The 26,146-nt window shown below is 70.5% G+C and carries 25 protein-coding genes; 11 read left to right on the forward strand and 14 right to left on the reverse strand.

Features of this window, described 5'->3' with window-relative positions:
* Nucleotides 1-29 precede the first annotated feature (29 nt).
* From OG963_RS16530 to OG963_RS16545, 4 genes are all read right to left on the reverse strand, one after another.
* Entirely contained in the window at nt 30-1,277 is a 1,248-nt protein-coding gene (locus OG963_RS16530; RefSeq protein WP_093929367.1) for a hypothetical protein, read from the reverse strand.
* Nucleotides 1,267-1,854 carry a DUF6114 domain-containing protein gene (locus OG963_RS16535; RefSeq protein WP_030916084.1) on the reverse strand — a complete coding sequence of 196 codons (588 nt, stop codon included), beginning with the start codon at nt 1,852-1,854 and terminating at the stop codon, nt 1,267-1,269. Before OG963_RS16535 ends, OG963_RS16530 begins: the two co-directional genes overlap by 11 nt.
* Before the next feature lie 98 nt (nt 1,855-1,952).
* On the reverse strand, nt 1,953-2,591 hold the full coding sequence (locus tag OG963_RS16540) for a DUF6230 family protein (RefSeq protein WP_030916080.1): 639 nt from the start codon (nt 2,589-2,591) through the stop codon (nt 1,953-1,955).
* Between the two features lie 598 nt (nt 2,592-3,189).
* Entirely contained in the window at nt 3,190-4,170 is a 981-nt protein-coding gene (locus OG963_RS16545; protein ID WP_176902135.1) for a tetratricopeptide repeat protein, read from the reverse strand.
* A gap of 316 nt (nt 4,171-4,486) precedes the next feature.
* Here OG963_RS16545 and OG963_RS16550 point away from each other — a divergent pair, with 316 nt between their 5' ends.
* Nucleotides 4,487-5,116, forward strand: a complete 630-nt coding sequence (locus tag OG963_RS16550) for a TetR/AcrR family transcriptional regulator (RefSeq protein ID WP_093772495.1) — start codon at nt 4,487-4,489, stop codon at nt 5,114-5,116.
* 25 nt (nt 5,117-5,141) lie between these two features.
* Here the strand turns inward: OG963_RS16550 and OG963_RS16555 are convergent, their stop codons facing one another.
* The 4 genes from OG963_RS16555 to OG963_RS16570 all read right to left on the reverse strand — a co-directional run bounded on the left by OG963_RS16555 (nt 5,142) and on the right by OG963_RS16570 (nt 9,368).
* Nucleotides 5,142-6,842, reverse strand: a complete 1,701-nt coding sequence (locus tag OG963_RS16555) for a methylmalonyl-CoA mutase (protein WP_030916069.1) — start codon at nt 6,840-6,842, stop codon at nt 5,142-5,144.
* Nucleotides 6,843-6,927: 85 nt separating this feature from the next.
* Nucleotides 6,928-7,260: a DUF3817 domain-containing protein gene (locus OG963_RS16560; RefSeq protein ID WP_030916066.1), complete on the reverse strand. Its 333-nt coding sequence runs from the start codon at nt 7,258-7,260 to the stop codon at nt 6,928-6,930.
* A 97-nt stretch (nt 7,261-7,357) separates the two neighbouring features.
* Complete coding sequence (locus tag OG963_RS16565) at nt 7,358-7,867, reverse strand: MarR family winged helix-turn-helix transcriptional regulator (RefSeq protein WP_030916064.1); 510 nt, start codon at nt 7,865-7,867, stop codon at nt 7,358-7,360.
* 10 nt (nt 7,868-7,877) lie between these two features.
* Nucleotides 7,878-9,368: an MFS transporter gene (locus OG963_RS16570; RefSeq protein WP_177309199.1), complete on the reverse strand. Its 1,491-nt coding sequence runs from the start codon at nt 9,366-9,368 to the stop codon at nt 7,878-7,880.
* Nucleotides 9,369-9,441: 73 nt separating this feature from the next.
* On the opposite strand from OG963_RS16570, the gene OG963_RS16575 reads away from it, so the two are divergent.
* On the forward strand, nt 9,442-10,440 hold the full coding sequence (locus OG963_RS16575) for a DUF5937 family protein (protein WP_093772497.1): 999 nt from the start codon (nt 9,442-9,444) through the stop codon (nt 10,438-10,440).
* Nucleotides 10,441-10,498: 58 nt separating this feature from the next.
* Here OG963_RS16575 and OG963_RS16580 read toward each other — a convergent pair whose 3' ends face one another.
* Together OG963_RS16580 and OG963_RS16585 are read right to left on the reverse strand one after the other, a co-directional pair.
* A complete protein-coding gene (locus OG963_RS16580; protein WP_093772499.1) occupies nt 10,499-10,792 on the reverse strand; it encodes an MTH1187 family thiamine-binding protein in 294 nt (97 codons plus the stop codon).
* Nucleotides 10,789-11,139, reverse strand: coding sequence for a DUF3817 domain-containing protein (locus OG963_RS16585; RefSeq protein ID WP_093772501.1), 351 nt, complete (start codon nt 11,137-11,139; stop codon nt 10,789-10,791). Before OG963_RS16585 ends, OG963_RS16580 begins: the two co-directional genes overlap by 4 nt.
* Before the next feature lie 211 nt (nt 11,140-11,350).
* Here OG963_RS16585 and OG963_RS16590 point away from each other — a divergent pair, with 211 nt between their 5' ends.
* From OG963_RS16590 to OG963_RS16605, 4 genes are all read left to right on the forward strand, one after another.
* Nucleotides 11,351-11,983 (forward strand): AIM24 family protein, encoded by a 633-nt coding sequence (locus tag OG963_RS16590; RefSeq protein WP_093772502.1) that lies wholly within the window; start codon nt 11,351-11,353, stop codon nt 11,981-11,983.
* Nucleotides 11,983-12,633, forward strand: a complete 651-nt coding sequence (locus OG963_RS16595) for an AIM24 family protein (RefSeq protein ID WP_030916049.1) — start codon at nt 11,983-11,985, stop codon at nt 12,631-12,633. The genes OG963_RS16590 and OG963_RS16595 overlap by 1 nt, the downstream gene beginning before the upstream one ends.
* The gene (locus OG963_RS16600; RefSeq protein ID WP_030916047.1) at nt 12,630-13,412 is read left to right on the forward strand and encodes an AIM24 family protein; all 783 of its coding nucleotides are present in this window, start codon (nt 12,630-12,632) and stop codon (nt 13,410-13,412) included. The genes OG963_RS16595 and OG963_RS16600 overlap by 4 nt, the downstream gene beginning before the upstream one ends.
* A 137-nt stretch (nt 13,413-13,549) precedes the next feature.
* Nucleotides 13,550-14,026: a MarR family winged helix-turn-helix transcriptional regulator gene (locus OG963_RS16605; protein WP_030971487.1), complete on the forward strand. Its 477-nt coding sequence runs from the start codon at nt 13,550-13,552 to the stop codon at nt 14,024-14,026.
* Nucleotides 14,027-14,194: 168 nt separating this feature from the next.
* On the opposite strand, the gene OG963_RS16610 is transcribed toward OG963_RS16605, so the two are convergent.
* Entirely contained in the window at nt 14,195-15,673 is a 1,479-nt protein-coding gene (locus tag OG963_RS16610; RefSeq protein WP_093929368.1) for a HAMP domain-containing sensor histidine kinase, read from the reverse strand.
* Complete coding sequence (locus tag OG963_RS16615) at nt 15,670-16,332, reverse strand: response regulator transcription factor (RefSeq protein ID WP_030916043.1); 663 nt, start codon at nt 16,330-16,332, stop codon at nt 15,670-15,672. The genes OG963_RS16610 and OG963_RS16615 overlap by 4 nt, the downstream gene beginning before the upstream one ends.
* 120 nt (nt 16,333-16,452) lie before the next feature.
* Here OG963_RS16615 and OG963_RS16620 point away from each other — a divergent pair, with 120 nt between their 5' ends.
* Nucleotides 16,453-16,947, forward strand: coding sequence for a PepSY domain-containing protein (locus OG963_RS16620; protein WP_093772506.1), 495 nt, complete (start codon nt 16,453-16,455; stop codon nt 16,945-16,947).
* A gap of 262 nt (nt 16,948-17,209) precedes the next feature.
* Here OG963_RS16620 and meaB read toward each other — a convergent pair whose 3' ends face one another.
* Nucleotides 17,210-18,166: a methylmalonyl Co-A mutase-associated GTPase MeaB gene (gene meaB / locus OG963_RS16625; protein ID WP_030916040.1), complete on the reverse strand. Its 957-nt coding sequence runs from the start codon at nt 18,164-18,166 to the stop codon at nt 17,210-17,212.
* A gap of 44 nt (nt 18,167-18,210) precedes the next feature.
* Nucleotides 18,211-19,413 (reverse strand): acetyl-CoA C-acetyltransferase, encoded by a 1,203-nt coding sequence (locus OG963_RS16630; protein WP_030916039.1) that lies wholly within the window; start codon nt 19,411-19,413, stop codon nt 18,211-18,213.
* A gap of 135 nt (nt 19,414-19,548) precedes the next feature.
* Here OG963_RS16630 and mce point away from each other — a divergent pair, with 135 nt between their 5' ends.
* The 4 genes from mce to OG963_RS16650 all read left to right on the forward strand — a co-directional run bounded on the left by mce (nt 19,549) and on the right by OG963_RS16650 (nt 26,143).
* On the forward strand, nt 19,549-19,977 hold the full coding sequence (mce, locus tag OG963_RS16635) for a methylmalonyl-CoA epimerase (protein WP_030916038.1): 429 nt from the start codon (nt 19,549-19,551) through the stop codon (nt 19,975-19,977).
* A gap of 165 nt (nt 19,978-20,142) precedes the next feature.
* Nucleotides 20,143-23,934, forward strand: a complete 3,792-nt coding sequence (gene scy, locus OG963_RS16640; RefSeq protein ID WP_093772508.1) for a polarized growth protein Scy — start codon at nt 20,143-20,145, stop codon at nt 23,932-23,934.
* Nucleotides 23,935-24,119: 185 nt separating this feature from the next.
* The gene (locus OG963_RS16645) at nt 24,120-25,058 is read left to right on the forward strand and encodes a cellulose-binding protein (protein WP_371799199.1); all 939 of its coding nucleotides are present in this window, start codon (nt 24,120-24,122) and stop codon (nt 25,056-25,058) included.
* A gap of 86 nt (nt 25,059-25,144) precedes the next feature.
* Nucleotides 25,145-26,143: an ATP-binding cassette domain-containing protein gene (locus tag OG963_RS16650; protein ID WP_093772512.1), complete on the forward strand. Its 999-nt coding sequence runs from the start codon at nt 25,145-25,147 to the stop codon at nt 26,141-26,143.
* Nucleotides 26,144-26,146: the final 3 nt, after the last annotated feature.

Genomic DNA, 26,146 nt, shown 5'->3' on the forward strand with positions numbered 1-26,146 from the left:
CTCCCGAACGGGTCCTGGATCCACCGGCGCTAGCCGTTGCCGCCGGTGAAGTAGTTGTGCAGCCCAGGCACCGTGAGCGTGCCGCCGAACTGGCCGGCCTGGGTGACCTTCACATTGGTGAAGAACGCGAACGGTACGTTCACCGGCGGCGGGGTCTGGGGGCTGAACGTGATCGGGATGAGGCCGAAGAGGTTGCCCTTCAGCTCCTCCGTGTACATCGTCACCGTGCCGTTGCGGATGGTGGACGTGGAGCCCTTCCGCGCCTGGACATGACCGGTGGTGCCGTTCGGCCCCTCCGTCAGCTGGTGCAGGTCCTTGATGTCGACGGACGAGGCGGTGAACTTGAGCACCTTCTTGGTGGTGCCGTCGCCCTTCTCCACCTCGACGATGCCCTTGTAGTCGAGCCCGCTCAGGGTGAGCAGCGAACTCTCCAGGATCCACGGCTGGTTCGGCAGCCGGGGGATGCCCTGCTCCAGGTCGGCCGCGGCCAGCGCCTTGGGGTCGGCGGTGGGGCACGGGAAGCGCTCCTTGGCGCCGTCCGGGATGTCCAGGTCCTTCACGGGGTCGAGGCCCTTGACCCCCTCGTCGAGCTCCTCGACCGTCTTGCCCGCCTTGCCCGCCGCGTCACGGATGGCGTCGGCGGTCTTGCCGACGGTGTCCGTGACCTTGCCGACGGGGTTGTCGGTCGACTTGGTCGCGGTGTCGGACGGCTTCGGGGAAGCGGTGGTGGCGCTCGGGGACGGGCTCGCCGTCTCCTGGTCCGATCCCCCGAGGAGGCCCTTGAGCGCGTCGCCGACGCCCAGCGGGTCCAGCGCGTTCTTCGTCGCCGTGGGCGACGGGGAGGCGCTCGGCGTCGCGGCGGACTCGTCGCTCGACGAATTCGACGTGCCGCTCGACGACGAGGTCGCCGAAGGCTTCGGGGTCGCCCCGTCGCCCTGGTCCGAGCCGCTGTCGCCGGTGGTCTCACTGGCGGACGGCGACGGGGACTTCGTCTCCGAGGCCGACGGCTCCGGAGACTCGCTCGGCTCGTCGGAACGGGTCACGCAGGGGCCCGGCGCGAACGGGATGTCCGTCGCGTCGTCGGCCAGCGCAAGCTTGGGGGTGAGCCCCATCCCGACAAAGACCGCCGTCGGCATCGCGGCGAGAGCGAAGGCCTTGCCCGCGGGTATGTGCAGCTTCGTCAGCAGTGACTTCCTGGGGGCCGCGTGACGCGGCCCGCTTCTGCTCCGGAAAACCTCGCCTCCGGTCGAGTTCAGCTGCGTCTCGTCACCCCGCACTGTTCCTCCCGCCGTTGGCTTCAACTTTTCCGTTCGTGCTGTCGTCGCTCCACGGAGCGGGACCCGGGCTGTACGTAGGTCCGGCGCCGAACTGAGGTTCCGTGCCGGAAGGCGCCGAACCCTCAGGAGTTTCCGGGCCCTTCGGGGAACGTCCGGCCGCGTGCTTGGCCGGCTGCTCACCTGTGGGCGTGCCCGGGGCCCAGGACAGGGCGAGGCAGCCGCCGATCAGGGCGAGCAGGAACCCGACCACGAAACCGCCGAGGTTGGACACCGGAATGGAGACCAGCGCCAGAAGGATCGAGGCGACACCGGCGAACACCCGGACAATTTGGTGGTACCACATGGTCAGACCGAGCGTGACCAGCAGTACACCGATGATCAGTGAGCCCGCACCCGCGGTGGTCGCCATGGCCAGCGTGAGGTGGCCGAGCTTGAGATTGGCGTACGGGAAGTACGCGATCGGCGCCCCACCGAGTGCGGTGAGCAGGCCGGCCCAGAACGGCCGGGTGTGCCGCCAGGCACGGAACCGCAGCCGCCAGTAGGCGAAGTCGCGGGAACCTGTGGTCTCGGCGCTCATGGAAAACAGCTCCCTGGAACCGGTATTGCTGTGAAAAGAGAGTGGGAGACGGGCAGGCGGGGCAGCTTCACGCTTCCCCGCCCACCCGGGCGGAGTGCTTAGTAGCACTCCTTGACGCCGTTGTAGAGGCGCATGCTCAGGCCGCTGAGCTTGAAGGTGCCGGCGGTGGTCGCCCACGCCTTCTGCTTCACGTTGTCGAGAACCGCACGGTCCGCCTGCTGGGCGAAACCGTTCTCGTTGACGTTCTCGCCTTCCTTGATCTTCGGACCCTTGTTGGCGTCCTTCGCCGCAACACCGATGTCGATGTTGGTGAACGTGGCGTCGGCGTCCAGATCCGCAACGTCGAGGTACAGGTTCTCGGCGTGAACCGGGGTACCGCCGCCGCCGGCCTTCAGCTGGAGGCTGACGGACCCGAGGAGCGGGATGTCCGGCGTGACAACGGACTGGCACATGCCCGTGATGTCGGCCGACTTGAACGACGAGATCGCGACCGGGTGCAGGGTCTTCTTGTCACCCTTGAGCTCCGCGTAGCCGGCGTCTATACCGCCGTACTGCGAGAAGCCCTTGCCGTCCAGGTGCTCAGCCGTCACCTTGAACGACTGGCCGGAGACGCTGAACGAAGCGGCCAGCGCACCCTGTGCAAGGGATACACCCACCGCCGCCGTCAGGGCGACGCTCGGCACCATGACGAGAGCGAACCGCTTCCATCTGGTCCCGCCACGAACTTGGGACTCCATGACTTTCCTCCTTCTCGGACGTACATCTCCGGTCCGGGCCTGGCCCGTCCTGGGATGGGAGAAGTGCTACGTCCTCGGGAAGGGGAGCGCCGGAACCGGAGGCGTGAACCGCGTCCGAATCACTGGCGATCACCCCCGAGCGACAACCACTGGCCACGCGTTCGCGCAACCTCTTCGGACAGGCCCTGCCGGTCAGCAGGAACCCCCCTGTCCGCAGCCGGCGCCACTGCCGCCGACCGACTCGGTGGGGACCCAATTCGGCCGCCGCGCCGACTGGCGGTCGGGCTGGCGTCATTGGACCGAGCGTGGCCGATCGTGGTCCATTCGCGCCCGCGACACAAGGGGGATCGTTACTCGCTAGTAACGGCCCGATAACCGATGCACAACCGGGTGACATCGACCGGCCACACAGGGTGGTGCAGGGCGCATGGAGAAAAGGGGAGATGGAGGTCCGTAAGCGGACAGATCCAAACGTGCGATTTACTGCGAGTAACAGCCCGAGCTTTTATCAAGATTTGGTAAAGCAGAGGCGGGTCTTGTCGCTCGACCGCGAAAAACGGCCGTGGCGCCCGCGGGGCACCACGGCCGCGTTGTCACATCAGAACAGGACCCGGGCCAGCGCCGTGCGTGCGGCGACGACGCGCGGGTCCTCCGGGCCGATCACCTCGAACAGCTCGAGGAGGCGCAGTCGCGCCGCGTCCCGCTCGTCGCCGAAATTGCGGCGCACGGTCTCGACGAGCCGCCCGAAGGCGTCCTCGACATGTCCGCCGACCAGGTCCAGATCGGCGGCGGCGATCTGCGCCGCCACATCGCCCGGCTTCTCGGCGGCGTCGTTGCGGACCTGCTGCGGGTCCATGTCCCGCACCCGGGAGAGCAGTTCGGCCTGAGCGAGACCCAGCTTGGCCTCGGTGTTGGCCGGGTCGTCGGAGAGCACGTTCTTGTACGCCTGCACGGCGCCTGCGAAGTCGTTGGCGTCCAGCGCCTGGACCGCCGCTTCGAGCAGCGCGTCGTACGGACCGGCCGGCACCTCGGCCGGGCCCTGCTCGGCCCCCTCCGGGCCGTCCGCGGCCGCGTCGACCGCGATCCCGGTGAGGCCGAACCGCTCCTCGCCGACCTGGATCAGCTGGTCCAGGGTCTGCCGGATCTGGGCCTCCGGGGCCGCGCCCTGGAAGAGCGGGAGGGCCTGCCCGGCGACGACGGCGAAGACCGCCGGAATGCCCTGGATACCGAACTGCTGCATCAGCATCTGGTTGGCGTCGACGTCGACCTTGGCCAGCAGGAAGCGGCCGTTGTACTCCCGGGCCAGACGCTCCAGGAGCGGCCCCAACTGCTTGCACGGCTCGCACCACTCGGCCCAGAAGTCGATGACGACGGGGACCTCGGCGGAGCGCTGGAGAACGTCGCGCTCGAAGCCCGCCTCATCGACATCGATCACCAGGGCGGACGGAGGCACGGCGGCGCCGCCGCCCTGCCGGGCGGCCTCGGCACGGGCCTGCTCCGCCTTCACCTTGGCCTCGCCGGCCGCCTTCACCGCGGCGAGGTCGACGACGCCGCTCATGGACATGTTCCTAGGCTGCATACGTACATCCTCCCCCCTTGGCACGCCGTTCCGGAAAGCGATCCGGTAACCGCATCCGTCCGTGGCTCCCGCCGGTGTGCGGGGCGCACGGACATCCACGGCCCGAGGGCCCTGGCGGGCCCTTTTTTCCGCCGGGTCCCCACCCGGCGCATGTGGCTGTCGTTCGCTCGTGGCGCAGCAACGGCATGGCCGTCGTCCTTACGCTACGACCCGTAGCGTAACTGGCCCGCACCCCTGGTGCACAAGAGTGTTCGGTGATCTGTCTCACGACGAACGGGAACGGCTTGTTATCGCTACCGGCGGGTATGGTCACGAGATGCTGAGCCACAGCCACCCCAAACCCGCTCGAACGGGACGACCGCGCAGCGCTGCGGCCGATGAAGCGATCCTGGAGGCCTGCCGGGCCTCGCTGGTCGACCTCGGCTGGTCGAAGCTGACGATGGGTGATGTGGCCACACGGGCCGGGGTAGCCAAGACGACCCTCTACCGCCGCTGGGCCGGAAAGAACGAACTGGTCGTGGACGCCGTCGCGGTCCTCTTCGACGAGCTGGAACTGCCTGATCTGGGCAGCCTGTCGGCCGATGTGCAGGGTGTGGTGCTGCAGTTCGCCGGGTTGCTCGAGCGGCCGGAGACCAGGACAGCGCTGATGGCCGTCGTCGCCGAGTCGACCCGCGACGAGGCGCTGCGGGCCCGGATCCGCGACTCGATCGTCGACCGGCAGAAGCGACTCGTACTGCTGGGACGGCAACGGGCACAGCAGCGCGGCGAATTGCCCGTCGAGGCGGACGAGGCGACGGCCGCCATGACGGCCGACCTGATCTTCGACGTGATCGCCGGTGCGGTCGTGCACCGGGCGCTCGTGAGCGCCGAGCCCGTCGACGAGGACTGGGCCCGGCGCTTCACGGTTCTGCTGCTCTCGGGGCTGGGCGCGGCGGCCGCCACGTAGCGCGCGCCCCTTGGCCGCGCCCCCGTCAGAAGCCGGGCGGCTCGGTGTATGTGCCCCACTCGTCCCGCAGGACCCCGCAGATCTCACCGAGCGTCGCCTCGGCCCGTACCGCGTCGAGCATCGGCCCGATCATGTTCGAGCCGTCACGGGCGGCGGCCAGCATCGCGTCCAGTGAGGCGCGCACCCGGGCGTCGTCACGGGCGGCCTTGCGGCCGACGAGCTCGCGGACCTGCTCGCGCTCGACCTCGTGGCTGACCCGCAGGATCTCCAGGTCGCCCGTGACCGAGCCGTGGTGGACATTGACGCCCACGACCCGCTTGTCGCCCTTCTCCAGCGACTGCTGGTACCGGAAGGCGGACTCGGCGATCTCGCCGGTGAACCAGCCGTCCTCGATGCCGCGCAGGATGCCGGAGGTCATCGGCCCGATGGGGTGCTGCCCGTCCGGGTGCGCCCTGGTGCCGCGCTCCTTGATCTGGTCGAAGATCTTCTCGGCGTCGGCCTCGATCCGGTCGGTGAGCTGCTCGACGTACCAGGAGCCGCCGAGCGGGTCCGCCACATTGGCGACACCGGTCTCCTCCATCAGCACCTGCTGGGTGCGCAGCGCGATCTCGGCGGCCTGCTCGGACGGGAGGGCGAGGGTCTCGTCGAGGGCGTTGGTGTGCAGCGAGTTGGTGCCACCGAGGACGGCGGACAGGGCCTCGACCGCGGTCCGTACGACGTTGTTGTACGGCTGCTGGGCGGTGAGGGAGACCCCGGCGGTCTGGGTGTGGAAGCGGAGCCACTGCGCCTTGTCGGTCTTCGCCCCGTACACCTCCTTCATCCAACGGGCCCAGATCCGGCGGGCCGCGCGGAACTTGGCGATCTCCTCGAAGAAGTCGAGGTGCGCGTCGAAGAAGAAGGAGAGCCCGGGGGCGAAGGTGTCGACGTCGAGCCCGCGGGAGAGGCCGAGCTCCACGTAGCCGAAGCCGTCGGCGAGGGTGTACGCGAGCTCCTGCGCGGCCGTCGCCCCGGCCTCGCGGATGTGGTAGCCGGAGACCGAGAGCGGCTTGTACGCGGGGATGGCGGCGGCGCAGTGCTCCATCAGGTCGCCGATCAGACGCAGATGGGGCTCGGGCTGGAAGAGCCACTCCTTCTGCGCGATGTACTCCTTGAAGATGTCGGTCTGGAGCGTGCCGTTGAGCACCCCAGGGTCGACGCCCTGGCGCTCCGCGGCGACCAGGTACATGCAGAAGACGGGGACCGCGGGGCCGCTGATCGTCATGGACGTCGTGACGTCGCCGAGCGGGATGTCCTTGAAGAGGACCTCCATGTCGGCGGCGGAGTCGATGGCGACACCGCAGTGCCCGACCTCGCCGAGCGAGCGCGGCTCGTCGGAGTCGCGGCCCATCAGCGTCGGCATGTCGAAGGCCACGCTGAGCCCGCCGCCGCCCGCGGCGAGGATCATCTTGTACCGCTCGTTGGTCTGCTCGGCGTTGCCGAAGCCGGCGAACTGGCGGATGGTCCAGGTGCGGCCGCGGTAGCCGGTCGGATAGAGACCCCGGGTGAACGGGTACTCGCCCGGCCAGCCGATCCGCTCGAAACCCTCGTAGGTGTCCCCGGGGCGGGGCCCGTACGCGGGCTCGACCGGATCCCCGGAGAGCGTGGTGAAGTCCGCGTCACGCTTGCGGGCCTTGTCGTAACGGGCCTGCCAGCGTCGGCGGCCTTCCTCGATCGCGTCAGCGTCCATGGAACCCAATTTACTAGGACGTCCTAGTAAATGTCGATGACAAACCGCCCGGCGCTTTGCGCGGGGCGGTTCGGGTGGGGCCGGGTCAGACCTTCGCGGTGACCGGGGAGCCGTCCGCGACCAGCGGCTCGATCTCCTGCACGACCTTGCGCTCGACGAAGAACGCGGCGGTCGGGATCGTGCCGGAGATCAGCACCCAGAGGAGCTTGCCCATCGGCCACTTCGCCTTGGAGCCCAGGTCGAAGGCGAAGATCAGGTAGATGATGTACAGCACACCATGGATCTGGGAGACGACGAGCGTCAGCCCCTCACCGGTGTCGAAGCCGTACTTGAAGACCATGCAGGTGCAGAGCACCAGCAACATGACGGCGGTGACGTAGGCCATCACCCGGTACCGGGTCAGCACGCTGCGTTTCATGGCAACGAGCGTAACCGGGCAGCCGGGGGGATCTTGAAGCGGGCCGGGGGTCGTGGCTGCCGGACCCCGGGAACCCGGCCCGACTCGAAAGAAGACGCTATTTCTCTTCGAAGTCGTGGGCCGCGATCCGCAGCGGACGCAGCATGGCGAAGATCTCCCCGCACTCCTCGGCGTCGTACGCCCCGAGCCCGAACTCCATGTCCACCAGGTCCCGGGTGGCCGCCTCGACCACCTCGCGGCCCTTCCCGGTGATGGAGGCGAGCGTGCCGCGACCGTCGTTCGGGTTGGGACGCTTGGCCACCAGACCGGACCTGACCAGCCGGTCCACCGTGTTCGTCACGGAGGTGGGATGGACCATCAGCCGCTCGCCGATCTTGGACATCGGCAGCTCGCCCGCCTTGGAGAAGGTGAGCAGCACCAGCGCCTCGTACCGCGCGAAGGTCAGCCCGTACGGTTTGACGACCGCGTCGACCTCGGCGAGCAGGATCTGCTGCGCACGCATGATCGAGGTGATCGCCCCCATCGCGGGGACCGGACCCCAGCGCTGCTGCCAGAGTTCGTCGGCGCGGGCGATGGGATCGAACGGGAGACTGAGGGGCTTCGGCACGGCACCGACCTTACCCACTGGTCATATGCTGGTCAGCCCCGTCTCGCACTTCGGTCCGGCTACCGTCCGCAGGTGCGGTCGCGCGTGCGGTTCTGCTGACCTCACGGACCAGCAGAAGGGTGCAGACGACGCCGATCGCCCCGGAGCCGGCGACCACCCGGTGCACCGGGAGGAACTCGGCTGCAAGGCCGGCGAGGGCCATGCCGATGCCCTGGACCGTCATCAGTCCCGCGGTGAGCAAGGTCATGGCCCGGCCCCGCAGCTCCTCCGGGACGGCGTCGACGAACCACTGGTCGAGGCCGATGATGTACGCCGCCCCCACCCCGGCCAGCGCGAGCGCCACGAGGGTCAGCACCATGCCGGGGCGGAGCCCGTACAGCAGGAGCGGCAGCAGCCCGGCGGCGGCGACCGGCAGCACGATCCGGGAGCGGATGCGCGGGGCCAGCACGGCGCCTGCGTACAGCTCGGCGGCGATGTGCCCGACCGGCATCGCGCACATCAGCAGCCCCAGGGCCGCCGGGCCGAGGCCGATCTCGTCCGCGTACGGGGCGGCGAGAGCCTCCGGTGCGACGACGAACAGCGCGGGTACCCAGAAGAGCAGCATCAGCGCGCGGATTCTGCGGTCGGCGAGGACGACGCGGGCCCCGGCCAGCGATTCCTTGAGCAGCGCGCCGCCGCGGTCACCGCCGTTCCTGGCGGGCCGGTCGCGGGTGCCGAAGCGGAGCAGGGCCGCCGAGCAGAGGAACGTCCCGACGGTGATCGTGATCGCCCCGCGCGCGGACAGTGCCGCAAGCAGCACACCGCCCACGCCGAAGCCGATCAGCAGCGCGCTCTGCGAGACGATCCGCAGCAGCGAGCGGCCCAGCACATAGAGGTCGCCCTCGCCGAGGATGTCGGTGAGCGCGGCCATCCGCGTCCCGGTGAAGACGGGCGACACGGAGGCGACGAGACAGCGCAGCGCGAGGAGCCCGCCGACCGGGGTGCCCGGCAGCACCATGACGGCGACGCAGCCCGCGCAGACCAGATCGCAGGTGACGAGAACCCGGCGGGCCGGGTAGCGGTCGGCGACGCCTGCGAAGAGGGTGCCGCCGACGAGGTACGGCAGGAAGCCGAGCGCGAACGTGAGGGCGCTGAGCAGGGGCGAGCCGGTGAGGTCGTAGACGAGGACGGTGAGCGCGAGCTCGCTGACCACGACGCCGAGGAGGGAGAGCAGATGGGCGGCGAAGACGGCGCGGAACTCCCGCACGGCGAAGACGGCACGGTAACCGCGAGGGGTGGGCTCGGGGGACGCGGCGGGCGCCCGGTCCCGGAGCGCGGGCGACGGCTTCGGGTCAATGAGGTCGGCGCGCTCCGGGGAAGGGGCCGAGACCTGCACCGCTTCGGCGTGATGGGCGGTCGCGGCGCGGGGCGCGGCTGACGGGTCGCGTGGGCGCGTCGGACCGTGCGGGGTGTCCGCCGCGTCGCGGGGGCCGCCCGCCGGAGAGGGGCTGTTGCTCGGCATGACCGCAGCTTGGAGGACCGGGGGCCCCGCTCCGTAGACTTTCGGCTGACGCCGAATCTTCGTGAGGCCGCCCATGCCGTTCCATCTGCATCTCGACGAGAACGATCTGCTTCGCTGCCGGTTCGCGCTCTCCCCGCTCTGGGAGACCCAGGCCGCGGTGCGCACGCTTCGGCACCCCGGGCGGCACGATTACCACCAGCCGTGGCTGCGGCGCATCCAGGACGCCGCCGCGGGTCTCGACCTCGGGCCGCTGTGGTCGTTGATGCCGGAGGGCGGACACAACCCGGACTTCCTCTGCCCGCCGCCGCTGGGGCCCTACGCCTCGTTCGAGGAGGAGATCGCCGGCGTACGCGCCATCGATCCCGGGCTCATCCGCGAGGACCTGGCCCTGACGCTCGCCGACCAGCCGGGTGCGCTGGACTCCCCTGCCGGGCAGGCGCTGCTCGCCGATCCCGCCCGGGCGCTGCACGAGCTGTCCGCACTGCTGGAACAGGCCTGGCGGACCCTGGTCGAGCCGGACTGGCCGCGGTTGCGCGCGTTGCTGGAGGCGGACATCGCCTACCACTCGCGCCGGCTGGCCGAGGTCGGCTTCGCGCGGCTGCTCGGTGAGCTCAGTCCCCAGCTCAGATGGACGGACTCGACCCTCACGCTGGTCGGGATGAGAGGCCGGCACTCCCGGGTGCTCGGCGGGCAGGGCCTCGTCCTGATGCCGAGCGTGTTCGCCTGGCCGGATGTGGTCAGCGGATACGAACCGCCCTGGCTGCCCGCGGTGATCTATCCCGCGCGTGGGATCGGCGGGCTGTGGACGGAGCCCGCCGACCGTACGCCGCAGGCGCTCGCCCGGCTGCTCGGCCGGGCGCGGGCCGACGTGCTGTGCGCACTCGACGAACCGGCCGGGACGAGCGCGCTCGCCCACCGGCTGGGCCTCGCGCCGTCCTCCGTATCGGCCCATCTCTCGGTGCTGCGGGCAACGGGACTGCTGACGTCACGGCGGTACGGACATCAGGTGCTGTACGAGCGCACGCCCCTCGGGATCGCACTCGCGGTGACGTCCGGCGCGGACACCGGGTGACGGCGGACCCCCGCGCCGTACGGCGCGGGGGTCCGCCAGGTGGTGCGGCGGGCCGCTGTCAGCCCGCGAGGTACCGCTCGACCGTCTCGACCTTGGAGGTCAGGCCGTCCGTGACGCCGGGGCGGATATCGGCCTTCAGTACGAGGGAGACACGTCCGGCGCGGGCCTCGACGGCCGCGACGGCCCGCTTGACGACGTCCATTACCTCGTCCCACTCACCCTCGATGGAGGTGAACATGGCGTCCGTACGGTTGGGCAGTCCGGAGTCGCGGACGACTCGGACGGCGTCGGCGACGTACTCACCGACGTCCTCGCCGACGCCCAGCGGGCTGACGGAGAAGGCGACGATCATGCCTGGACCACGCCTTCCCGGCGGGCGCGGGCGGCGATGACGCCGTCGGCCTCGTAGCGCTTCAGCACCTTGTCGCCGTACAGACCGCCGAACGGGAGCAGCGCCAGCAGGAAGAAGAAGGCGACGCGCTTGAGCGGCCACTTGGTCTTGGACCAGACGTCCAGCAGCAGGACGGCATAGATCACGAAGAGGACGCCGTGCAGCATGCCGAGCGGCATCATCAGGTAGTCGATGTCCGAGACACGGCTGAGGATCGAGCCAAAGATGATCAGCGCCGGGAAGGAGAGCGCCTCGGGAATCGAGATGAGGCGCAGCCGGTGCAGGGCGGTGGCGGTCTTGATGTCCACGAGGGCACCTTCGGTGGGAGGGTCGCGACGGCTTGTGAATACAGGCACAAGCGTCCCCCATTGTGACATCGCGCCCCACATGCCCCGGGGGCGGGGGGCAGGGCGCGCCGCTGGGCACTTTTCGGCGCATATCAGGGTCGATTCAGGGGCCGGATAGGTCCATGGACCCTGTCCGGGCCCTGGTCCGGGCCGCTAACGTCACCCCGTGGCAATGTTCCGACTCCAAGGCAGCAAGACGCTCGCCGTCGATCTCACCGGCGACGCCGTCAGGGCGAAGAACGGCTCGATGGTCGCGTACGACGGCCGGATGGCGTTCAAGAAGATGTCCGGCGGCGGTGAGGGGATCCGCGGCATGGTGACCCGCCGGCTGACCGGCGAGCAGATGACCGTGATGGAAGTGACAGGACAGGGCACCTGCTACTTCGCCGACCGCGCGAGCGAGATCAATCTGGTGTCGCTGCGCGGCGAGAAGCTCTATGTGGAGGCGAGCAATCTGCTCTGCACCGACGCCGGGCTGCGCACCGGCACCACCTTCACCGGGCTGCGCGGCGGGGCGACCGGCAACGGCCTGTTCACCACCACGGTCGAGGGCACCGGGCAGGCGGCGATCATGTCGGACGGCTCGGCCGTGGTGCTGCGGGTGACGGCTCAGTACCCGCTGTTCGTCGATCCCGGCGCGTACATCGCCCACCAGGGCAACCTCCAGCAGCACTTCCAGTCCGGGGTGAACTTCCGGACGCTGATGGGCGAGGGCTCGGGCGAGTCGTTCCAGATCCGGTTCGAGGGCGAGGGCCTCGTCTACGTGCAGCCGAGCGAGCGGAACACCATCGGGGGCGATGTCTGATGCCGTTCCGCGAGATCAACTCGAAGATGGTCGAGGCGACGGTGGTCCCCGGCCAGAAGATGTTCAGCCAGCGCGGCGCGATGCTCGCGTACCGCGGCGAGGTGTCGTTCACCCCGAACATCCAGGGCGGCCAGGGCGGCCTGATGTCGATGATCGGCCGGCGGGTGGCCAACGAGGCGACCCCGCTGATGACGGTCGAGGGCAGCGGCACGGTGATGTTCGGCCACGGCGGCCACCACATCCAGGTGATCAACCTGGCCGGCGACACCCTCTACGTGGAGGCCGACCGGCTGCTCGCCTTCGACGGGACGTTGCAGCAGGGCACGATGTTCATGGGGGCGCAGGGCGGGGTCATGGGCATGGTGCGCGGTCAGGTGACCGGGCAGGGTCTGTTCACCACGACGCTGAAGGGCCATGGCGCGGTCGCGGTGATGGCGCACGGCGGGGTTATCGAGCTGCCGATCACCCCGGGCCGCGAGGTGCATGTGGACCCGCAGGCGTATGTCGCGCACCACGGTGACGTACGCAACAAGCTCTCCACCGCGCTCGGCTGGCGCGACATGGTGGGGCGCGGCTCCGGCGAGGCGTTCCAGCTGGAGCTCAGCGGAAGTGGCGCGGTGTACGTCCAGGCGTCGGAGGAGAAGCTGTGAGCACGCCCGTGATCTTCGATCCGATGACACTGCCGTCGGACGACAACGTCAACGCGTACACCTTCTGCGTGGAGCTCAAGGGGAGCCAGTGGTTCCTGCAGAAGGGCAAGATGATCGCCTACTACGGGCGGATCGAGTTCAACGGCATCGGCCACGGCCGCTTCGAGCGGCTGATCCGTACGAGCTTCCACTCGCCGCTGCACGCGAGCGACTGGGTGGTGGCCGAGGGCAGCGGCAAGATGCTGCTCGCCGACCGGGCGTTCGACGTGAACTCGTACGACCTGGAGGACGGGAACCTGACGATCCGTTCCGGCAACCTCCTCGCGTACCAGCCGACGCTGGCGCTCAAGCAGTCGATCGTGCCCGGCTTCCTCACGCTGATCGGTACGGGGAAGTTCGTGGCCGCGTCCAACGGTCCGGTGGTCTTCATGGAGCCGCCACTGCGGGTCGATCCGCAGGCACTGGTGGGCTGGGCCGACTGCCCCTCGCCGTGCCACCACTACGACCACGGCTACATGACGGGTGTGATGGGCGGGCTCAGATCGCTTACCGGAATCGGCGGGACGTCGGGCGAGGAGCACCAGTTCGAGTTCGTCGGCGCCGGTACGGTACTGCTCCAGTCGACGGAGGTCCTGATGCCCGAACAGGCGACGGGGCTGACTCCGCAGCAGGCCGGGGTGCCGGGCGGCGGACAGCACTCACCGGGTGCAGGTCAACCCGGCTCCACCCCCCGTCTGCCCGGGCAGCTGGGGGACCTCCAACGCCGCTTCGGTTTGTGAACGGTAGTCTGCGGAGTGTGACGTCGAACGTCTGCGCCCAGCCCGGACCGGGCTCCTGCGCCGGTCCCCGGGCGGGTGCCGGACATCACACCCAGTCTACTTCGTCCAGATTTCAACTTCTTAGGTAGAATCCATACATGGAGACCGAGACGGCCACCCGCTGGCTGAGCGACGCGGAGCAGTGCGCCTGGCGCACCCACCTGGACGTCAGCAGACTGCTGATGCATCAGCTGGAGAAGGATCTCCAGCCGTTCGACCTGACCATGAACGACTACGAAATCCTGGTCAACCTCTCGGAGTCGGACGGCCAGCGCATGCGGATGAGCGACCTCGCCGCAGCCACTCTGCAGTCCAAGAGCCGGCTCTCGCACCAGATCACGCGGATGGAGTCGGCCGGGCTGGTCCGCCGGGAGAACTGCGAGTCCGACCGGCGTGGGCTGTTCGCGGTGCTCACGGAGACAGGTGCGGAGACGATGCACAAGGTCGCACCGCACCACGTCGCTTCAGTGCGCAAACACTTCATGGACCTGCTGACGCCCGAAGCACTGGCGGACCTGCATGCGGCGCTGACGCCGGTTGCGGATCATCTGCGGGGGCGGCGGGGCAAGCCGTAGCGCGGCGGGGGCACGCGGGTGGGGGTGCGCCGTGGCACGGGCGCGGCGACTCCGCCCTCGGTCGCCGGACAGGCCTGATCCGCCGATCGCCGGGCGGGCCGGAATGCGTCCGGGCGGGCGGGGATCGGCCGGGCGGGGATGCGCTCGCCGGCAGGACCGGCGTTGCCCTCAATTGCCCGGATCCGGCCTTGCCGGCAGGCGTAGTTCGAAACGGGCACCACCTTCCGGAGATCGGGTGACCGTCAGGGTGCCCTGATGCCGGCGGGCCACGTCTCTCGCTATGGCGAGGCCCAGGCCCGCGCCGCCCTCGTCGCGGCTGCGGGCGTCGTCCAGGCGCACGAAGCGTTCGAAGATCCGCTCACGCTCGGGCTCGGGGACGCCCGGCCCGTCGTCGCCGACCGCGACCACCACGCCGCCACGTTCCGTGCGCACCGAGACGGCGACCGAACTCTCCGCGTGACGCTCCGCGTTGTCCAGCAGATTGCCGATGATTCGCGCCAACTGACTACGCGAGCCGGTGACTTCGAGGGGCTGCGACGGCGGTACGGACACCGCCACCGGGATCCGGTCGCCGGTGCGCTGCGAGACCTCCTCGTGGACGAGCGCGCCGATGTCCAGCCGGGTGCTCCCCGGCCGCTCCCCCGCGTCCAGCCGGGCCAGCAGCAACAGATCGGCTGCCAGCGCCTGGAGCCGGACGGTGTCCGTGACCGCGCCGGGCACGTCCAGCAGCTCCGGATGGGCCGCGCCCACCTCCAACTGTGTGCGCAGGGACGCGATCGGGCTGCGCAGCTCGTGCGAGGCGTCCGCGACGAAGCGCCGCTGACGGTCGACCGAGGCCTCCAGCGCGGTCAGGGTCTCGTTGGTGGTACGGGCCAGCCGGGCGATCTCGTCGCGCGAACCGGGCTCGGGCACCCGCCGGGACAGATCCTCGGACGCCGTGATCGCGGACATCTCCGCCCGGATGCCCTCGACGGGCCGCAGCGCGCGCCGTGTCATCAGCCAGGTCACCGCGGCGACGATCAGCAGCATGACGGGCAGGCCGATCAGCATCGCGCGGCGCACGCTGCCCACCGCTCTCTGTTCGGTGGCGAGCGGGGCGCCCGCGTGGACGGTCAGGGTCACACCGGCGCCGGTGGTCGCGGAGACCGAGGCGAAGCGGTAGTCGGCCCTGTCGCCGTCGACGGTGGCGGCGCCGTTGGTGAAGTCCGGGTCGTCGGTGGAGACTTCGCCACGGGCGGGAATGCCGACGTTCGCGTCGTCGTCGCCCCGGTCCTCGCCCCCGTGCCGGTCGCCTCCGCCGTCGTCGTCGGTGCCGGCACTCGTCGGCAGGGCGGACACCTGGGGCTTGACCCGGTCCGTGCCCGTGCCGGTGATCGCCACCAGGTCGTCGGACACGGCCACCAGCCGCCCGTCCTCGTCGATCACCTGGACCGGGTGCTCCTCCGCGTCGGGCAGGTCCAGCTGGTGGACCGGCACATCGAGGGCCAGCTGTCCGGCGACCTCACGGGCCGCCACCTCCGCCTGGAGGCCCGCCTGGTCGGTGAGATTGGCGCGCAGGACGAGGAGCACGGCGAGCCCGGCGCCGATCAGAGCGACCGCGACCACCACCGTGGCCCCGAGCGCTGCCCTGGCCCGCACGGATCTCACAGCGCCTCCAGCCGGTAGCCGGCGCCGCGCACCGTGCGGATGGCCGCGGCGGAGAGCTTGCGCCGCAGCGCGCTCACGTACACCTCGACGATGTTCGGGTCCCCGTCGTACGCGAAGTCCCAGACGTGTTCCAGGATGTCCGCCTTGCTGACCACCTGCCCCGCCCGCAGGGCCAGCTGCTCCAGCACGGCGAACTCCTTGGCCGTGAGCGTGACTTCGTCACCGCCCAGGTGGACGCGGCGGGCGGCGGTGTCCATCCGCAGTGCGCCGACGGTGAGCACGGGCGAGGCGGAACCGCCGCCCCGGCGCCGCAACAGTGCCCGGATCCGGGCGACCAGCACCACGTACGAGAACGGCTTGGTCAGATAGTCGTCGGCGCCGGTGTCCAGCCCCTCCGCCTCGTCGTACTCCCCGTCCTTCGCCGTCAGCATCAGGATCGGCACCTCGTGGCCGGCGGCGCGCAGGGCGGCGCAGACCCGGTAGCCGTTCATCCCCGGCAGCATGATGTCGAGCACGACGAGGTCGTACGCCCCCTCACCCGCCCGGTGCAGCCCTTCGAGGCCGTCGTGCACGACGTCCACGGCGAAGCCCTCGGCGGTGAGTCCCCCGGCCAGGGACCTCGCCAGCCGCTTCTCGTCCTCCACTATCAACAGACGCATACGCACAGAGTGGCAAACGGAACCTGAAGACGGCTTCAGGTCGCTTCAGGCTGCGTTCAGCATCGGTGCGCCACGGTGGTTCACGTTGCACACGGGCAACCCACATCGGGAGGAACCCTCATGAAGCACAGGATCGCCATCGCCGCCGTCACCGCGGCCGTACTCATCGGCGGCGGGACCGCCACGGCCGCCGCCTTCGCCGACGACAGCGGCCGGGACAGCCACGACAGCGCGAAGGTACTCGGCAAGCACACCTCCGACGACGACAACAAGGTGCTCGGCAGGCACACTTCCGACGACGACACCGCCGACGACCGCGGCCGGCACACGACACGGCCGACCCCTGTCACGCGCTCCGCCGCGATCGACGCCGCTCTGCGCTCGGCGCCGGGCACGGTCACCTCGATCGAGCTCGACGACGCCGACCGGAGCGGAGGAGCCCCGCACTGGGAGATCGAGATCAACGGCAAGGACGGCAGGCACCACGAGCTCGACGTGGACGCCAGGACCGCCGCGGTCACCCCCGACCACTCGGACGACGACCGCCGCGGGCACGACCGGCACGGGGACGACCACCGCGGGGACGACCGGCACGACGACCGCGACGACGACTGATCAGGCCCCGCAGCCCGACAGCGCCGTCCCGTCGGCGAAGTCGGAAGAACACCACGTCGTCCCGCGCGACCAGCTCCGGCTCGGCCCTCCCCCATGGGCCGGCCGGAGCGGAGCCTCACACTCCTGCTGTTGGCGTCTCCCTCGGCCTACAGGTCGTACGACTCCGGCGAGCTGTCTGCGGACGCCGCCCGCCATCGACGCGTCCTCGGCGCACACCGCCCCGGGCGGAAGGCGGCCCGCACGCCGCCCGCCGCCCCGGGTGTCAGGCCCCGGTGATTCCCGCCACCAGTTCGTCCGCCGCGGTGTACGGGTCCAGGCGGCCCGCCACGATGCGTTCGGCCAGGGAGTCCAGGCGGCGGTCGCCGTGGAGGTCGTCGATGCGTTCGCGGAGTCTGGTGACCGCGATCGTCTCGACCTCGCGGGCCGCGCGCGCCGCCCGCCGCTCGGCGAGGACGCCGTGCTCCTCCATCCACGCCCGGTGCTTCTCCAGCGCCTCGACGACCTCGTCGATGCCCTCGCCCCGGGCGGCGACCGTCTTCACGATCGGCGGCCGCCAGTCGCCGGGCCCCCGGGACTCCCCGAGGCCCAGCATGTGGTTGAGCTCACGCGCGGTGGCGTCCGCACCGTCACGGTCGGCCTTGTTGACGACGTACACATCGCCGATCTCCAGGATTCCGGCCTTCGCCGCCTGGATGCCGTCGCCCATGCCCGGGGCGAGCAGGACCACGGAGGTGTCGGCCTGGGAGGCGATCTCCACCTCCGACTGGCCGACGCCGACCGTCTCCACCAGGATCACGTCGCAGCCGGCCGCGTCCAGCACCCGGATCGCCTGCGGCGCCGACCAGGCGAGGCCGCCGAGATGTCCGCGGGTGGCCATGGAACGGATGTAGACGCCGGGGTCGGAGGCGTGCTCCGACATCCGGACGCGGTCGCCGAGGAGCGCACCCCCGGAGAACGGCGACGACGGGTCGACAGCCAGCACACCGACGCGCTTGCCGGCCCGCCGGTACGCCGAGACGAGCGCGGACGTGGAGGTCGACTTGCCGACACCGGGCGAACCGGTCAGGCCGACGACGTACGCGTTCCCGGCCAGCGGCGCGAGGGCCGCCATCACCTCGCGCAGCTGCGGCGACGCCCCCTCCACCAGCGAGATGAGCCGGGCCACGGCCCGCGGCCGGCCCTCACGGGCCTGCTCGACCAGGGTGGGGACGTCCACCATTACCGCTCCGTTCGGTTCGCTCTGCAGCTGCGTACGTACGACTACTACTTGCCCGGCACGCGAATGATCAGCGCATCGCCCTGGCCGCCACCGCCGCACAGCGCTGCCGCACCCGTGCCGCCGCCACGCCTCTTCAGCTCCAGCGCCAGGTGCAGCACCACACGCGCGCCGGACATCCCGATCGGGTGACCCAGCGCGATCGCTCCGCCGTTGACGTTCACCTTTTCCGGGGAGACGCCGAGGTCCTTCATCGACTGGACGGCGACGGCCGCGAACGCCTCGTTGATCTCGATGAGGTCGAGGTCCTCGACGGCGAGGCCGTCCTTCTTCAGCGCGTGCTTGATCGCGTTGGACGGCTGCGACTGCAGCGAGTTGTCCGGGCCCGCCACATTGCCGTGTGCGCCGATCTCGGCGATCCAGTCCAGGCCCAGCTCCTCGGCCTTGGCCTTGCTCATCACGACGACCGCCGCGGCGCCGTCGGAGATCTGCGAGGAGGTACCGGCGGTGATCGTGCCGTCCTTGGTGAAGGCCGGGCGCAGCTTGCCGAGGGACTCGACGGTCGTCTCGGCGCGGATGCCCTCGTCCTTGGAGAAGAGGACCGGGTCGCCCTTGCGCTGCGGGATCTCGACCGGGGTGATCTCGGCCTCGAAGAGACCGTTCTTCTGGGCGGCGGCGGCGCGCTGGTGGGAGAGGGCGCCGATCGCGTCCTGGTCCAGGCGGTTCAGACCGAGACGGGTGTTGTGCTTCTCGGTGGATTCACCCATCGGGATGTTCTCGTACGCGTCGGTCAGACCGTCGTACGCCATCGAGTCGAGCATCTCGATCGCGCCGTACTTGTAGCCCTCGCGGGACTTCGGGAGCAGGTGCGGGGCGTTGGTCATGGACTCCTGGCCACCGGCGACCACGACGTCGAACTCGCCGGCGCGGATCAGCTGGTCGGCCAGCGCGATGGCGTCGAGCCCGGACAGACACACCTTGTTGACGGTGAGTGCCGGAACGTTCATCGGGATGCCGGCCTTGACCGCGGCCTGGCGTGCCGGGATCTGCCCGGCCCCGGCCTGGAGCACCTGGCCCATGATCACGTACTCGACCTGGTCGCCGCCGATGCCGGCCCGGTCCAGCGCCGCCTTGATGGCGAAGCCTCCGAGGTCGGCTGCGGAGAAGCTCTTCAGGGAGCCGAGAAGACGCCCCATGGGCGTACGGGCGCCCGCGACGATCACTGAGGTGGTACCGGTCGTTCCAGACATGAGGCACGGCCCCTTGGATTAGATGTGAACGAGGGTTTACTCGAATGTACTGAGCGGTACCCCGCCCGTCATCCGGCAGCGGGTGTGATCGCGCGCACGTTGCGTAACCATCGGTTGGGCGCTCCACTGTTGTCCATGCTGACGCGAATCGACCACATCGGGATCGCCTGTTTCGACCTCGACAGGACTGTCGAGTTCTACCGCTCGACCTATGGCTTCGAAGTGTTCCACTCCGAGGTCAACGAGGAGCAGGGCGTGCGGGAGGCCATGCTCAAGATCAATGAGACCTCGGACGGCGGTGCCTCGTACCTCCAGTTGCTCGAACCCACTCGCGAGGACTCGGCCGTCGGTAAATGGCTGGCCAAGAACGGCGAGGGGGTCCACCACATCGCCTTCGGCACCGCGGACGTCGACGCGGACGCCGCGGACATCCGTTCCAAGGGCGTCCGGGTGCTGTACGACGAGCCCAGGACCGGGTCGATGGGGTCCCGGATCACCTTTCTGCACCCCAAGGACTGCCACGGCGTCCTCACCGAACTGGTCACGTCCGCAGCGGAGCACTGACCTCCGGATACCTGGCCCGGTAGAGTGGGCGATTCCGGGCCGGGGCCGGGTCGGGGCCGCGCCGCGTCCCCAGCCGTTGATCTGTCACCATTCCCCGGGGGACCGTTCGCCGGCGAACGGTACTCGTTTGGAGAGTTGCGACCAGGGGACGGATGGGACCGCGCAGTGCGGGGCTACGAACGCCAGGAGAGCCACCGAGCTGACGACGACCACCTCTCGCGGTTCGAAGCCGAGATGGATCGGCTGAAGACCGACCGGGAGAAGGCCGTCCAGCACGCCGAGGACCTCGGTTACCAGGTCGAGGTCTTGCGCGCCAAGCTGCATGAGGCTCGGCGCAATCTCGCGACCCGTCCCGCGTACGACAGCGCGGACATCGGCTACCAGGCCGAACAGCTGCTCCGTAATGCCCAGATCCAGGCTGAGCAGCTGCGGACCGACGCCGAGCGCGAGCTCCGTGACGCCCGGGCGCAGACGCAGCGGATCCTGCAGGAGCACGCCGAACACCAGGCGCGGCTGCAGGCCGAGCTGCACAACGAGGCCGTGCAGCGGCGTCAGCAGCTCGACCAGGAGCTCGCGGAGCGCCGCCAGACCGTCGAGTCGCACGTCAACGAGAACGTCGCCTGGGCCGAGCAGCTGCGGGCACGGACCGAGTCCCAGGCCCGCCGGCTGCTCGACGAGTCGCGGGCCGAGGCCGAGCAGTCCATGGCCGCCGCCCGCGCCGAGGCCGTCCGGCTCGCGGACGAGACCCGGCAGCGGCTCGGCTCCGAGGCGGAGTCCGCCCGCGCCGAGGCCGAGACGATCCTGCTGCGCGCCCGCAAGGACGCCGAGCGGCTGCTCAACGCCGCGTCCAACCAGGCGCAGGAGGCCACCAGCCACGCCGAGCAGCTGCGTACGTCGACGAACGCGGAGACCGAGCAGACCCGGCAGCAGACCGCCGAGCTGAACCGGGCCGCCGAGCAGCGCATGCAGGAGGCCGAGACGCAGCTGCGCGAGGCCCGCCTGGAGGCCGAGAAGGTCCTCACGGAGGCGAAGGAGGCCGCGGTCAAGCGGCTGGCCGGCGCCGAGTCGCAGAACGAGCAGCGCACCCGCACGGCAAAGTCGGAGATCGCCCGGCTGGTCGGCGAGGCCACGAAGGACGCCGAGGCGCTGAAGGCGGAGGCCGAGCAGGCGCTCGCCGACGCCCGCGCCGAGGCTGAGCGGCTCACGTCCGAGGCGAGCGAGAAGGCCCGCACAGCGGCCGCCGAGGACACCGCGGCCCAGCTCGCCAAGGCGGCCAGGACCGCCGAGGAGGTGCTGACCAAGGCGTCCGAGGACGCGAAGTCCACCACCCGGGCGGCGAGCGAGGAGGCCGAGCGGATCCGCCACGAGGCGGAGGCCGAGGCGGACCGGCTGCGCGGCGAGGCGGCGGAGCAGGCCGACCAGCTCAAGGGCGCGGCCAAGGACGACACCAAGGAGTACCGGGCCAAGACGGTCGAGCTGCAGGAGGAGGCGCGCAGGCTGCGCGGCGAGGCCGAGCAACTGCGCTCCGAGGCGGTCGCCGAGGGCGAGCGGATCCGCGGCGAGGCCCGCCGCGAGGCCGTCCAGCAGATCGAGGAGGGCGCGAAGACCGCCGAGGAACTGCTGTCCAAGGCGAAGGCGGACGCGGAGGAGCTGCGGAACGCCGCGGGCACCGAGAGCGAACGGGTCCGTGCCGAGGCGATCGAGCGCGCCACGGTGCTGCGCAAGCAGGCCGAGGAGGCCTTGGAGCGGGCCCGCGCAGAGGCCGAGCGGCTGCGTACCGAGTCCGAGGAGCAGGCGGAGTCCACCACGACCGCGGCCGAGCAGGCGGCGGCGGAGCTCCGTGAGGAGACCGAGCGCGCGGTCGCGGCCCGGCACGCCGAGGCGGCCGACGAGCTGATCCGGCTGCACACCGAGGCCGAGACCCGGGTCACCACCGCCGAACAGGCGCTCACGGACGCGCGCGCCGAGGCGGAGCGGATCCGGCGCGAGACGAACGAGGAGTCCGAGCGGCTGCGTGCCGAGGCCGCCGAGCGGCTGCGCACCCTGCAGGAGCAGTCCGAGACCGAGGCCGAGCGGCTGCGCGACGAGGCGGCGGCGGACGCGTCGCGGTCCCGCGCGGAAGGCGAGGCCGTCGCCGTACGGCTGCGCAGCGAGGCGGCCGCCGAGGCGGAGCGGCTCAGGACCGAGGCACAGGAGAGCGCCGACCGGGTGCGGTCCGAGGCCGCGGCCGCGGCCGAGCGGGTCGGCACCGAGGCCGCCGAGGCACTGGCCGCCGCCCAGGAGGAGGCGAACCGGCGCCGTCGCGAGGCCGAGGAGACCCTCGACGCCGCGCGCACGGAGGCCACCCAGGAGCGCGAGCGGGCCCGCGAGCAGAGCGAGGAGCTCCTCGCCTCCGCCCGCAAGCGGGTCGAGGAGGCGCAGGCCGAGGCCCAGCGGCTGGTCGGCGAGGCGGACGCCCGGGCGACCGAGATGGTCTCCGCCGCCGAGCAGACCGCCCAGCAGGTACGGGATTCGGTCTCCGGGCTCCAGGAGCAGGCCGAGGCGGAGATCGCCGGGCTGCGTTCCACCGCCGAGCACGTCGCGGAGCGGACGAAGTCCGAGGCGCAGGAGGAGGCGGACCGGGTCCGCGCCGACGCGTACGCCGAGCGGGAGCGGGCCGGCGAGGACTCGGCGCGTATCCGCCGGGAGGCCCAGGAGGAGTCCGAGGCCGCGAAGTCGATGGCCGAGCGGACCGTCAGCGACGCGATCACCGAGTCGGAGCGCCTGCGCACGGACACCGCGGAGTACAGCCAGCGGATGCGTACCGAGGCGTCGGACGCGCTGGCGGCGGCCGAGCAGGACGCCGCGCGCAGCCGCGCGGAGGCCCGCGAGGACGCCAACCGGATGCGTTCGGACGCCGCGGCCCAGGTCGACCGGCTGGTGGGCGAGTCGACGGGCGAGGCCGAGCGGATCCTCACCGAGGCGACGCAGCAGGCGACCGAGCTCGTCGGCGACGCCACCAACGAGGCGGAGCGACTGCGTGCGGAGGCGGCAGCCACCGTCGGCTCGGCCCAGGAACACGCGGCCCGTACCCGCGAGGAGTCGGAGCGGGTGCGCGCCGACGCGGAGGCGGCGGCCGAGCAGATGCGCGGGGAGGCCCGCGAGGAGGCGGACCGGCTCCTCGACGAGGCGCGCGAGGCGGCGGCCAAGCGCCGTGCCGATGCCGCCGAGCAGGCCGACCAGCTCGTCAACAAGGCCCAGGAGGAGGCGCTGCGCGCCGCCACCGAGGCCGAGAAGCAGGCCGACACGATGGTCGGCGCGGCCCGCAAGGAGGCCGTGCGGATCACCGCGGACGCGACCGTCGAGGGCAACTCCCTGGTGGAGCGGGCCCGTACGGACGCGGACGAGCTCCTGGTCGGCGCCCGTCGGGACGCCACCGCCATACGGGAGCGGGCCGAGGAGCTCCGGGCCCGTCTGGAGAGCGAGATCGAGGAGCTGCACGACCGGGCTCGGCGCGAGACCTCCGAGCAGATGAAGACGGCGGGCGAGCGCGTCGACAAGCTGATGAAGGCGGCGACGGAGCAGCGCGAAGAGGCTGCGGCGAAGGCCAAGGAGTTGCTGGCGGACGCGAATTCGGAGGCGAGCAAGGTCCGGATCGCCGCGGTGAAACGGGCCGAGTCGCTGCTGAAGGAGGCCGAGCAGAAGAAGGCCAGCATGGTCCGCGAGGCCGAGAAGCTGCGCGCCGACGCCGAGCAGGAGGCGAAGAAGACGGTCGACGAGGGCCGTCGCGAGCTGGATGTCCTGGTGCGTCGGCGCGAGGACATCAACACGGAGATCTCCCGTGTCCAGGACGTCCTGGAGGCGTTGGAGTCCTTCGAGGCACCGGGCGGCAAGGGTGCGGGCGGCGGTTCCACGGGCGGCGTCAAAGCCGGGGCCTCGGCCGGCACACGATCGAGTGGCAAGTCGTCCGAGGGGTAGTCACCCGGTCGAGTCACATGCTTCGACAAGGAGGTTCGCCCCTCCGAGTGGCAAGGGTTCGGGGGGTTAGCCACTCAAAAGGGGTGTCATTCTCCAGATCAAACGGGCATCCACTCGATGACACGCCGCTCGGGCCCCTAGGATTCCCCCTATCACCTCACCGGTCTTACTTCGACAGGAACCCCATGAGTGACCCTTCCTCCCCCTTCGGCTTCGAGCTCGTGCGGCGTGGTTACGACCGCGGTCAGGTGGATGACCGCATTACCAAGCTCGTCGCCGACCGTGATAGGGCTCTGACCCGCATCACGTCTCTGGAAAAGCGCATCGAGGAACTGCACCTCGAAACGCAGAACGCCCAGGCCCAGGTGAACGACGCGGAGCCGTCGTACGCCGGTCTCGGTGCGCGCGTGGAGAAGATCCTCCGCCTCGCCGAGGAGGAGGCGAAGGACCTGCGCGAGGAGGCCCGTCGCGCCGCCGAGCAGCACCGCGAGCTCGCCGAGTCGGCCGCCCAGCAGGTGCGCAACGACGCCGAGTCGTTCGCCGCCGAGCGCAAGGCGAAGGCCGAGGACGAGGGCGTACGCATCGTCGAGAAGGCCAAGGGTGAGGCCGGCTCGCTGCGCACCGAGGCCCAGAAGGACGCGGCGCAGAAGCGCGAGGAGGCGGACGCCCTCTTCGAGGAGACCCGCGCCAAGGCCGCCCAGGCCGCCGCGGACTTCGAGACCAACCTGGCCAAGCGCCGCGACCAGTCGGAACGCGACCTCGCGTCCCGTCAGGCCAAGGCCGAGAAGCGCCTCGCCGAGATCGAGCACCGCGCCGAGCAGCTCCGCCTGGAGGCCGAGAAGCTCCGTACGGACGCCGAGCGCCGGGCCCGCCAGACGGTGGAGACCGCACAGCGCCAGGCCGAGGACATCGTGGCCGACGCGAACGCGAAGGCCGACCGGATCCGCAGCGAATCGGAGCGCGAGCTGGCGGCGCTCACCAACCGCCGCGACTCGATCAACGCGCAGCTGACCAACGTCCGCGAGATGCTGGCGACGCTGACCGGTGCCGCGGTGGCCGCCGCCGGTTCGCCGGTGGACGACGAGCCCGTCACCCGTGGGGTCCCGGCTCAGCAGACCCGCTGATCCCGCTGTACCTCAGCTGTACCCTTTGCGCGCCCGGTTCCGCCCTTGTGGTGGCGCCGGGCGCGCGCCCGTTCTAGCGTGAGCGCATGATCGAGCTGGACGGTCTCACCAAGCGCTTCGGTAACAAGGTTGCCGTCGACCACCTCTCATGCCAGGTCAGGCCTGGAGTGGTGACGGGTTTTCTGGGCCCGAACGGGGCGGGCAAGTCCACCACCATGCGGATGATGCTCGATCTCGACAACCCCACGAGCGGATCGGTGCGGATCGACGGCAAGCACTACCGCGAGCTGTCGGAACCCCTGAAGCACATCGGCGCGCTGCTCGACGCCAAGTCGATGCACGGCGGCCGCAGCGCGTACAACAATCTGCTCTGTCTCGCACAGAGCAATCGCATCCCGGAGAGCCGCGTCCCGGAAGTTCTCGACACCGTCGGCCTGAGCGCGGTGGCGAAGAAGAAGTCCAAGTCGTTCTCTCTCGGTATGGGGCAGCGGCTCGGAATCGCGGCCGCGCTGCTCGGTGATCCCGAGATCCTGATGTTCGACGAACCCGTCAATGGTCTGGACCCCGAGGGAATTCACTGGATTCGCAATCTGATGAAGACACTCGCGGCGGAAGGCCGGACGATCTTCGTCTCCTCGCATCTGATGAGCGAAATGGCTCTCACCGCGGAACACTTGATCGTTATCGGTCAGGGCCGACTGCTCGCCGACACCTCGATGGCCGACTTCATCCACCAGAACTCGCGCAGCTACGTACGGATGCGCTCCCCGCAGCAGGAACGGCTGCGCGACGTGCTGCACGAGGCGGGCATCATCGCGGTCGAATCGGGGAGCGGCGTACTGGAGATCGACGGCGCCACGAGCGAACAGCTCGGCGACCTGGCCGCGCAGCACCAGATCGTGCTGCATGAGCTGAGCTCCCAGCGGGCCTCGCTGGAAGAAGCGTTCATGCAGATGACGGCGGACTCCGTGGAGTACCACGCCCACGCCGACCACGCCGGGCCGCCACCGGCGCTCGCGGGCCCGCAGTGGGGCGAGCAGTGGAACCTGCAGTCCGGCACCCCCGGCCCCGGAAAGGGGGCGTGACGA

It is taken from the genome of Streptomyces sp. NBC_01707, from assembly GCF_041438805.1.
Taxonomy (GTDB): Bacteria; Actinomycetota; Actinomycetes; order Streptomycetales; family Streptomycetaceae; genus Streptomyces.

Coding starts and splice junctions, on each gene's coding strand:
- OG963_RS16535 (WP_030916084.1), bottom strand. CDS start 1,854: ATGAGCGCCGAGACCACAGGTTCCCGCGACTTCGCCTACTGGCGGCTG.
- OG963_RS16540 (WP_030916080.1), bottom strand. CDS start 2,591: ATGGAGTCCCAAGTTCGTGGCGGGACCAGATGGAAGCGGTTCGCTCTC.
- OG963_RS16545 (WP_176902135.1), bottom strand. CDS start 4,170: ATGCAGCCTAGGAACATGTCCATGAGCGGCGTCGTCGACCTCGCCGCG.
- OG963_RS16550 (WP_093772495.1), top strand. CDS start 4,487: ATGCTGAGCCACAGCCACCCCAAACCCGCTCGAACGGGACGACCGCGC.
- OG963_RS16555 (WP_030916069.1), bottom strand. CDS start 6,842: ATGGACGCTGACGCGATCGAGGAAGGCCGCCGACGCTGGCAGGCCCGT.
- OG963_RS16560 (WP_030916066.1), bottom strand. CDS start 7,260: ATGAAACGCAGCGTGCTGACCCGGTACCGGGTGATGGCCTACGTCACC.
- OG963_RS16570 (WP_177309199.1), bottom strand. CDS start 9,368: ATGCCGAGCAACAGCCCCTCTCCGGCGGGCGGCCCCCGCGACGCGGCG.
- OG963_RS16575 (WP_093772497.1), top strand. CDS start 9,442: ATGCCGTTCCATCTGCATCTCGACGAGAACGATCTGCTTCGCTGCCGG.
- OG963_RS16580 (WP_093772499.1), bottom strand. CDS start 10,792: ATGATCGTCGCCTTCTCCGTCAGCCCGCTGGGCGTCGGCGAGGACGTC.
- OG963_RS16590 (WP_093772502.1), top strand. CDS start 11,351: ATGTTCCGACTCCAAGGCAGCAAGACGCTCGCCGTCGATCTCACCGGC.
- OG963_RS16595 (WP_030916049.1), top strand. CDS start 11,983: ATGCCGTTCCGCGAGATCAACTCGAAGATGGTCGAGGCGACGGTGGTC.
- OG963_RS16605 (WP_030971487.1), top strand. CDS start 13,550: ATGGAGACCGAGACGGCCACCCGCTGGCTGAGCGACGCGGAGCAGTGC.
- OG963_RS16615 (WP_030916043.1), bottom strand. CDS start 16,332: ATGCGTCTGTTGATAGTGGAGGACGAGAAGCGGCTGGCGAGGTCCCTG.
- OG963_RS16620 (WP_093772506.1), top strand. CDS start 16,453: ATGAAGCACAGGATCGCCATCGCCGCCGTCACCGCGGCCGTACTCATC.
- meaB (WP_030916040.1), bottom strand. CDS start 18,166: ATGGTGGACGTCCCCACCCTGGTCGAGCAGGCCCGTGAGGGCCGGCCG.
- OG963_RS16630 (WP_030916039.1), bottom strand. CDS start 19,413: ATGTCTGGAACGACCGGTACCACCTCAGTGATCGTCGCGGGCGCCCGT.
- mce (WP_030916038.1), top strand. CDS start 19,549: ATGCTGACGCGAATCGACCACATCGGGATCGCCTGTTTCGACCTCGAC.
- OG963_RS16645 (WP_371799199.1), top strand. CDS start 24,120: ATGAGTGACCCTTCCTCCCCCTTCGGCTTCGAGCTCGTGCGGCGTGGT.
- OG963_RS16650 (WP_093772512.1), top strand. CDS start 25,145: ATGATCGAGCTGGACGGTCTCACCAAGCGCTTCGGTAACAAGGTTGCC.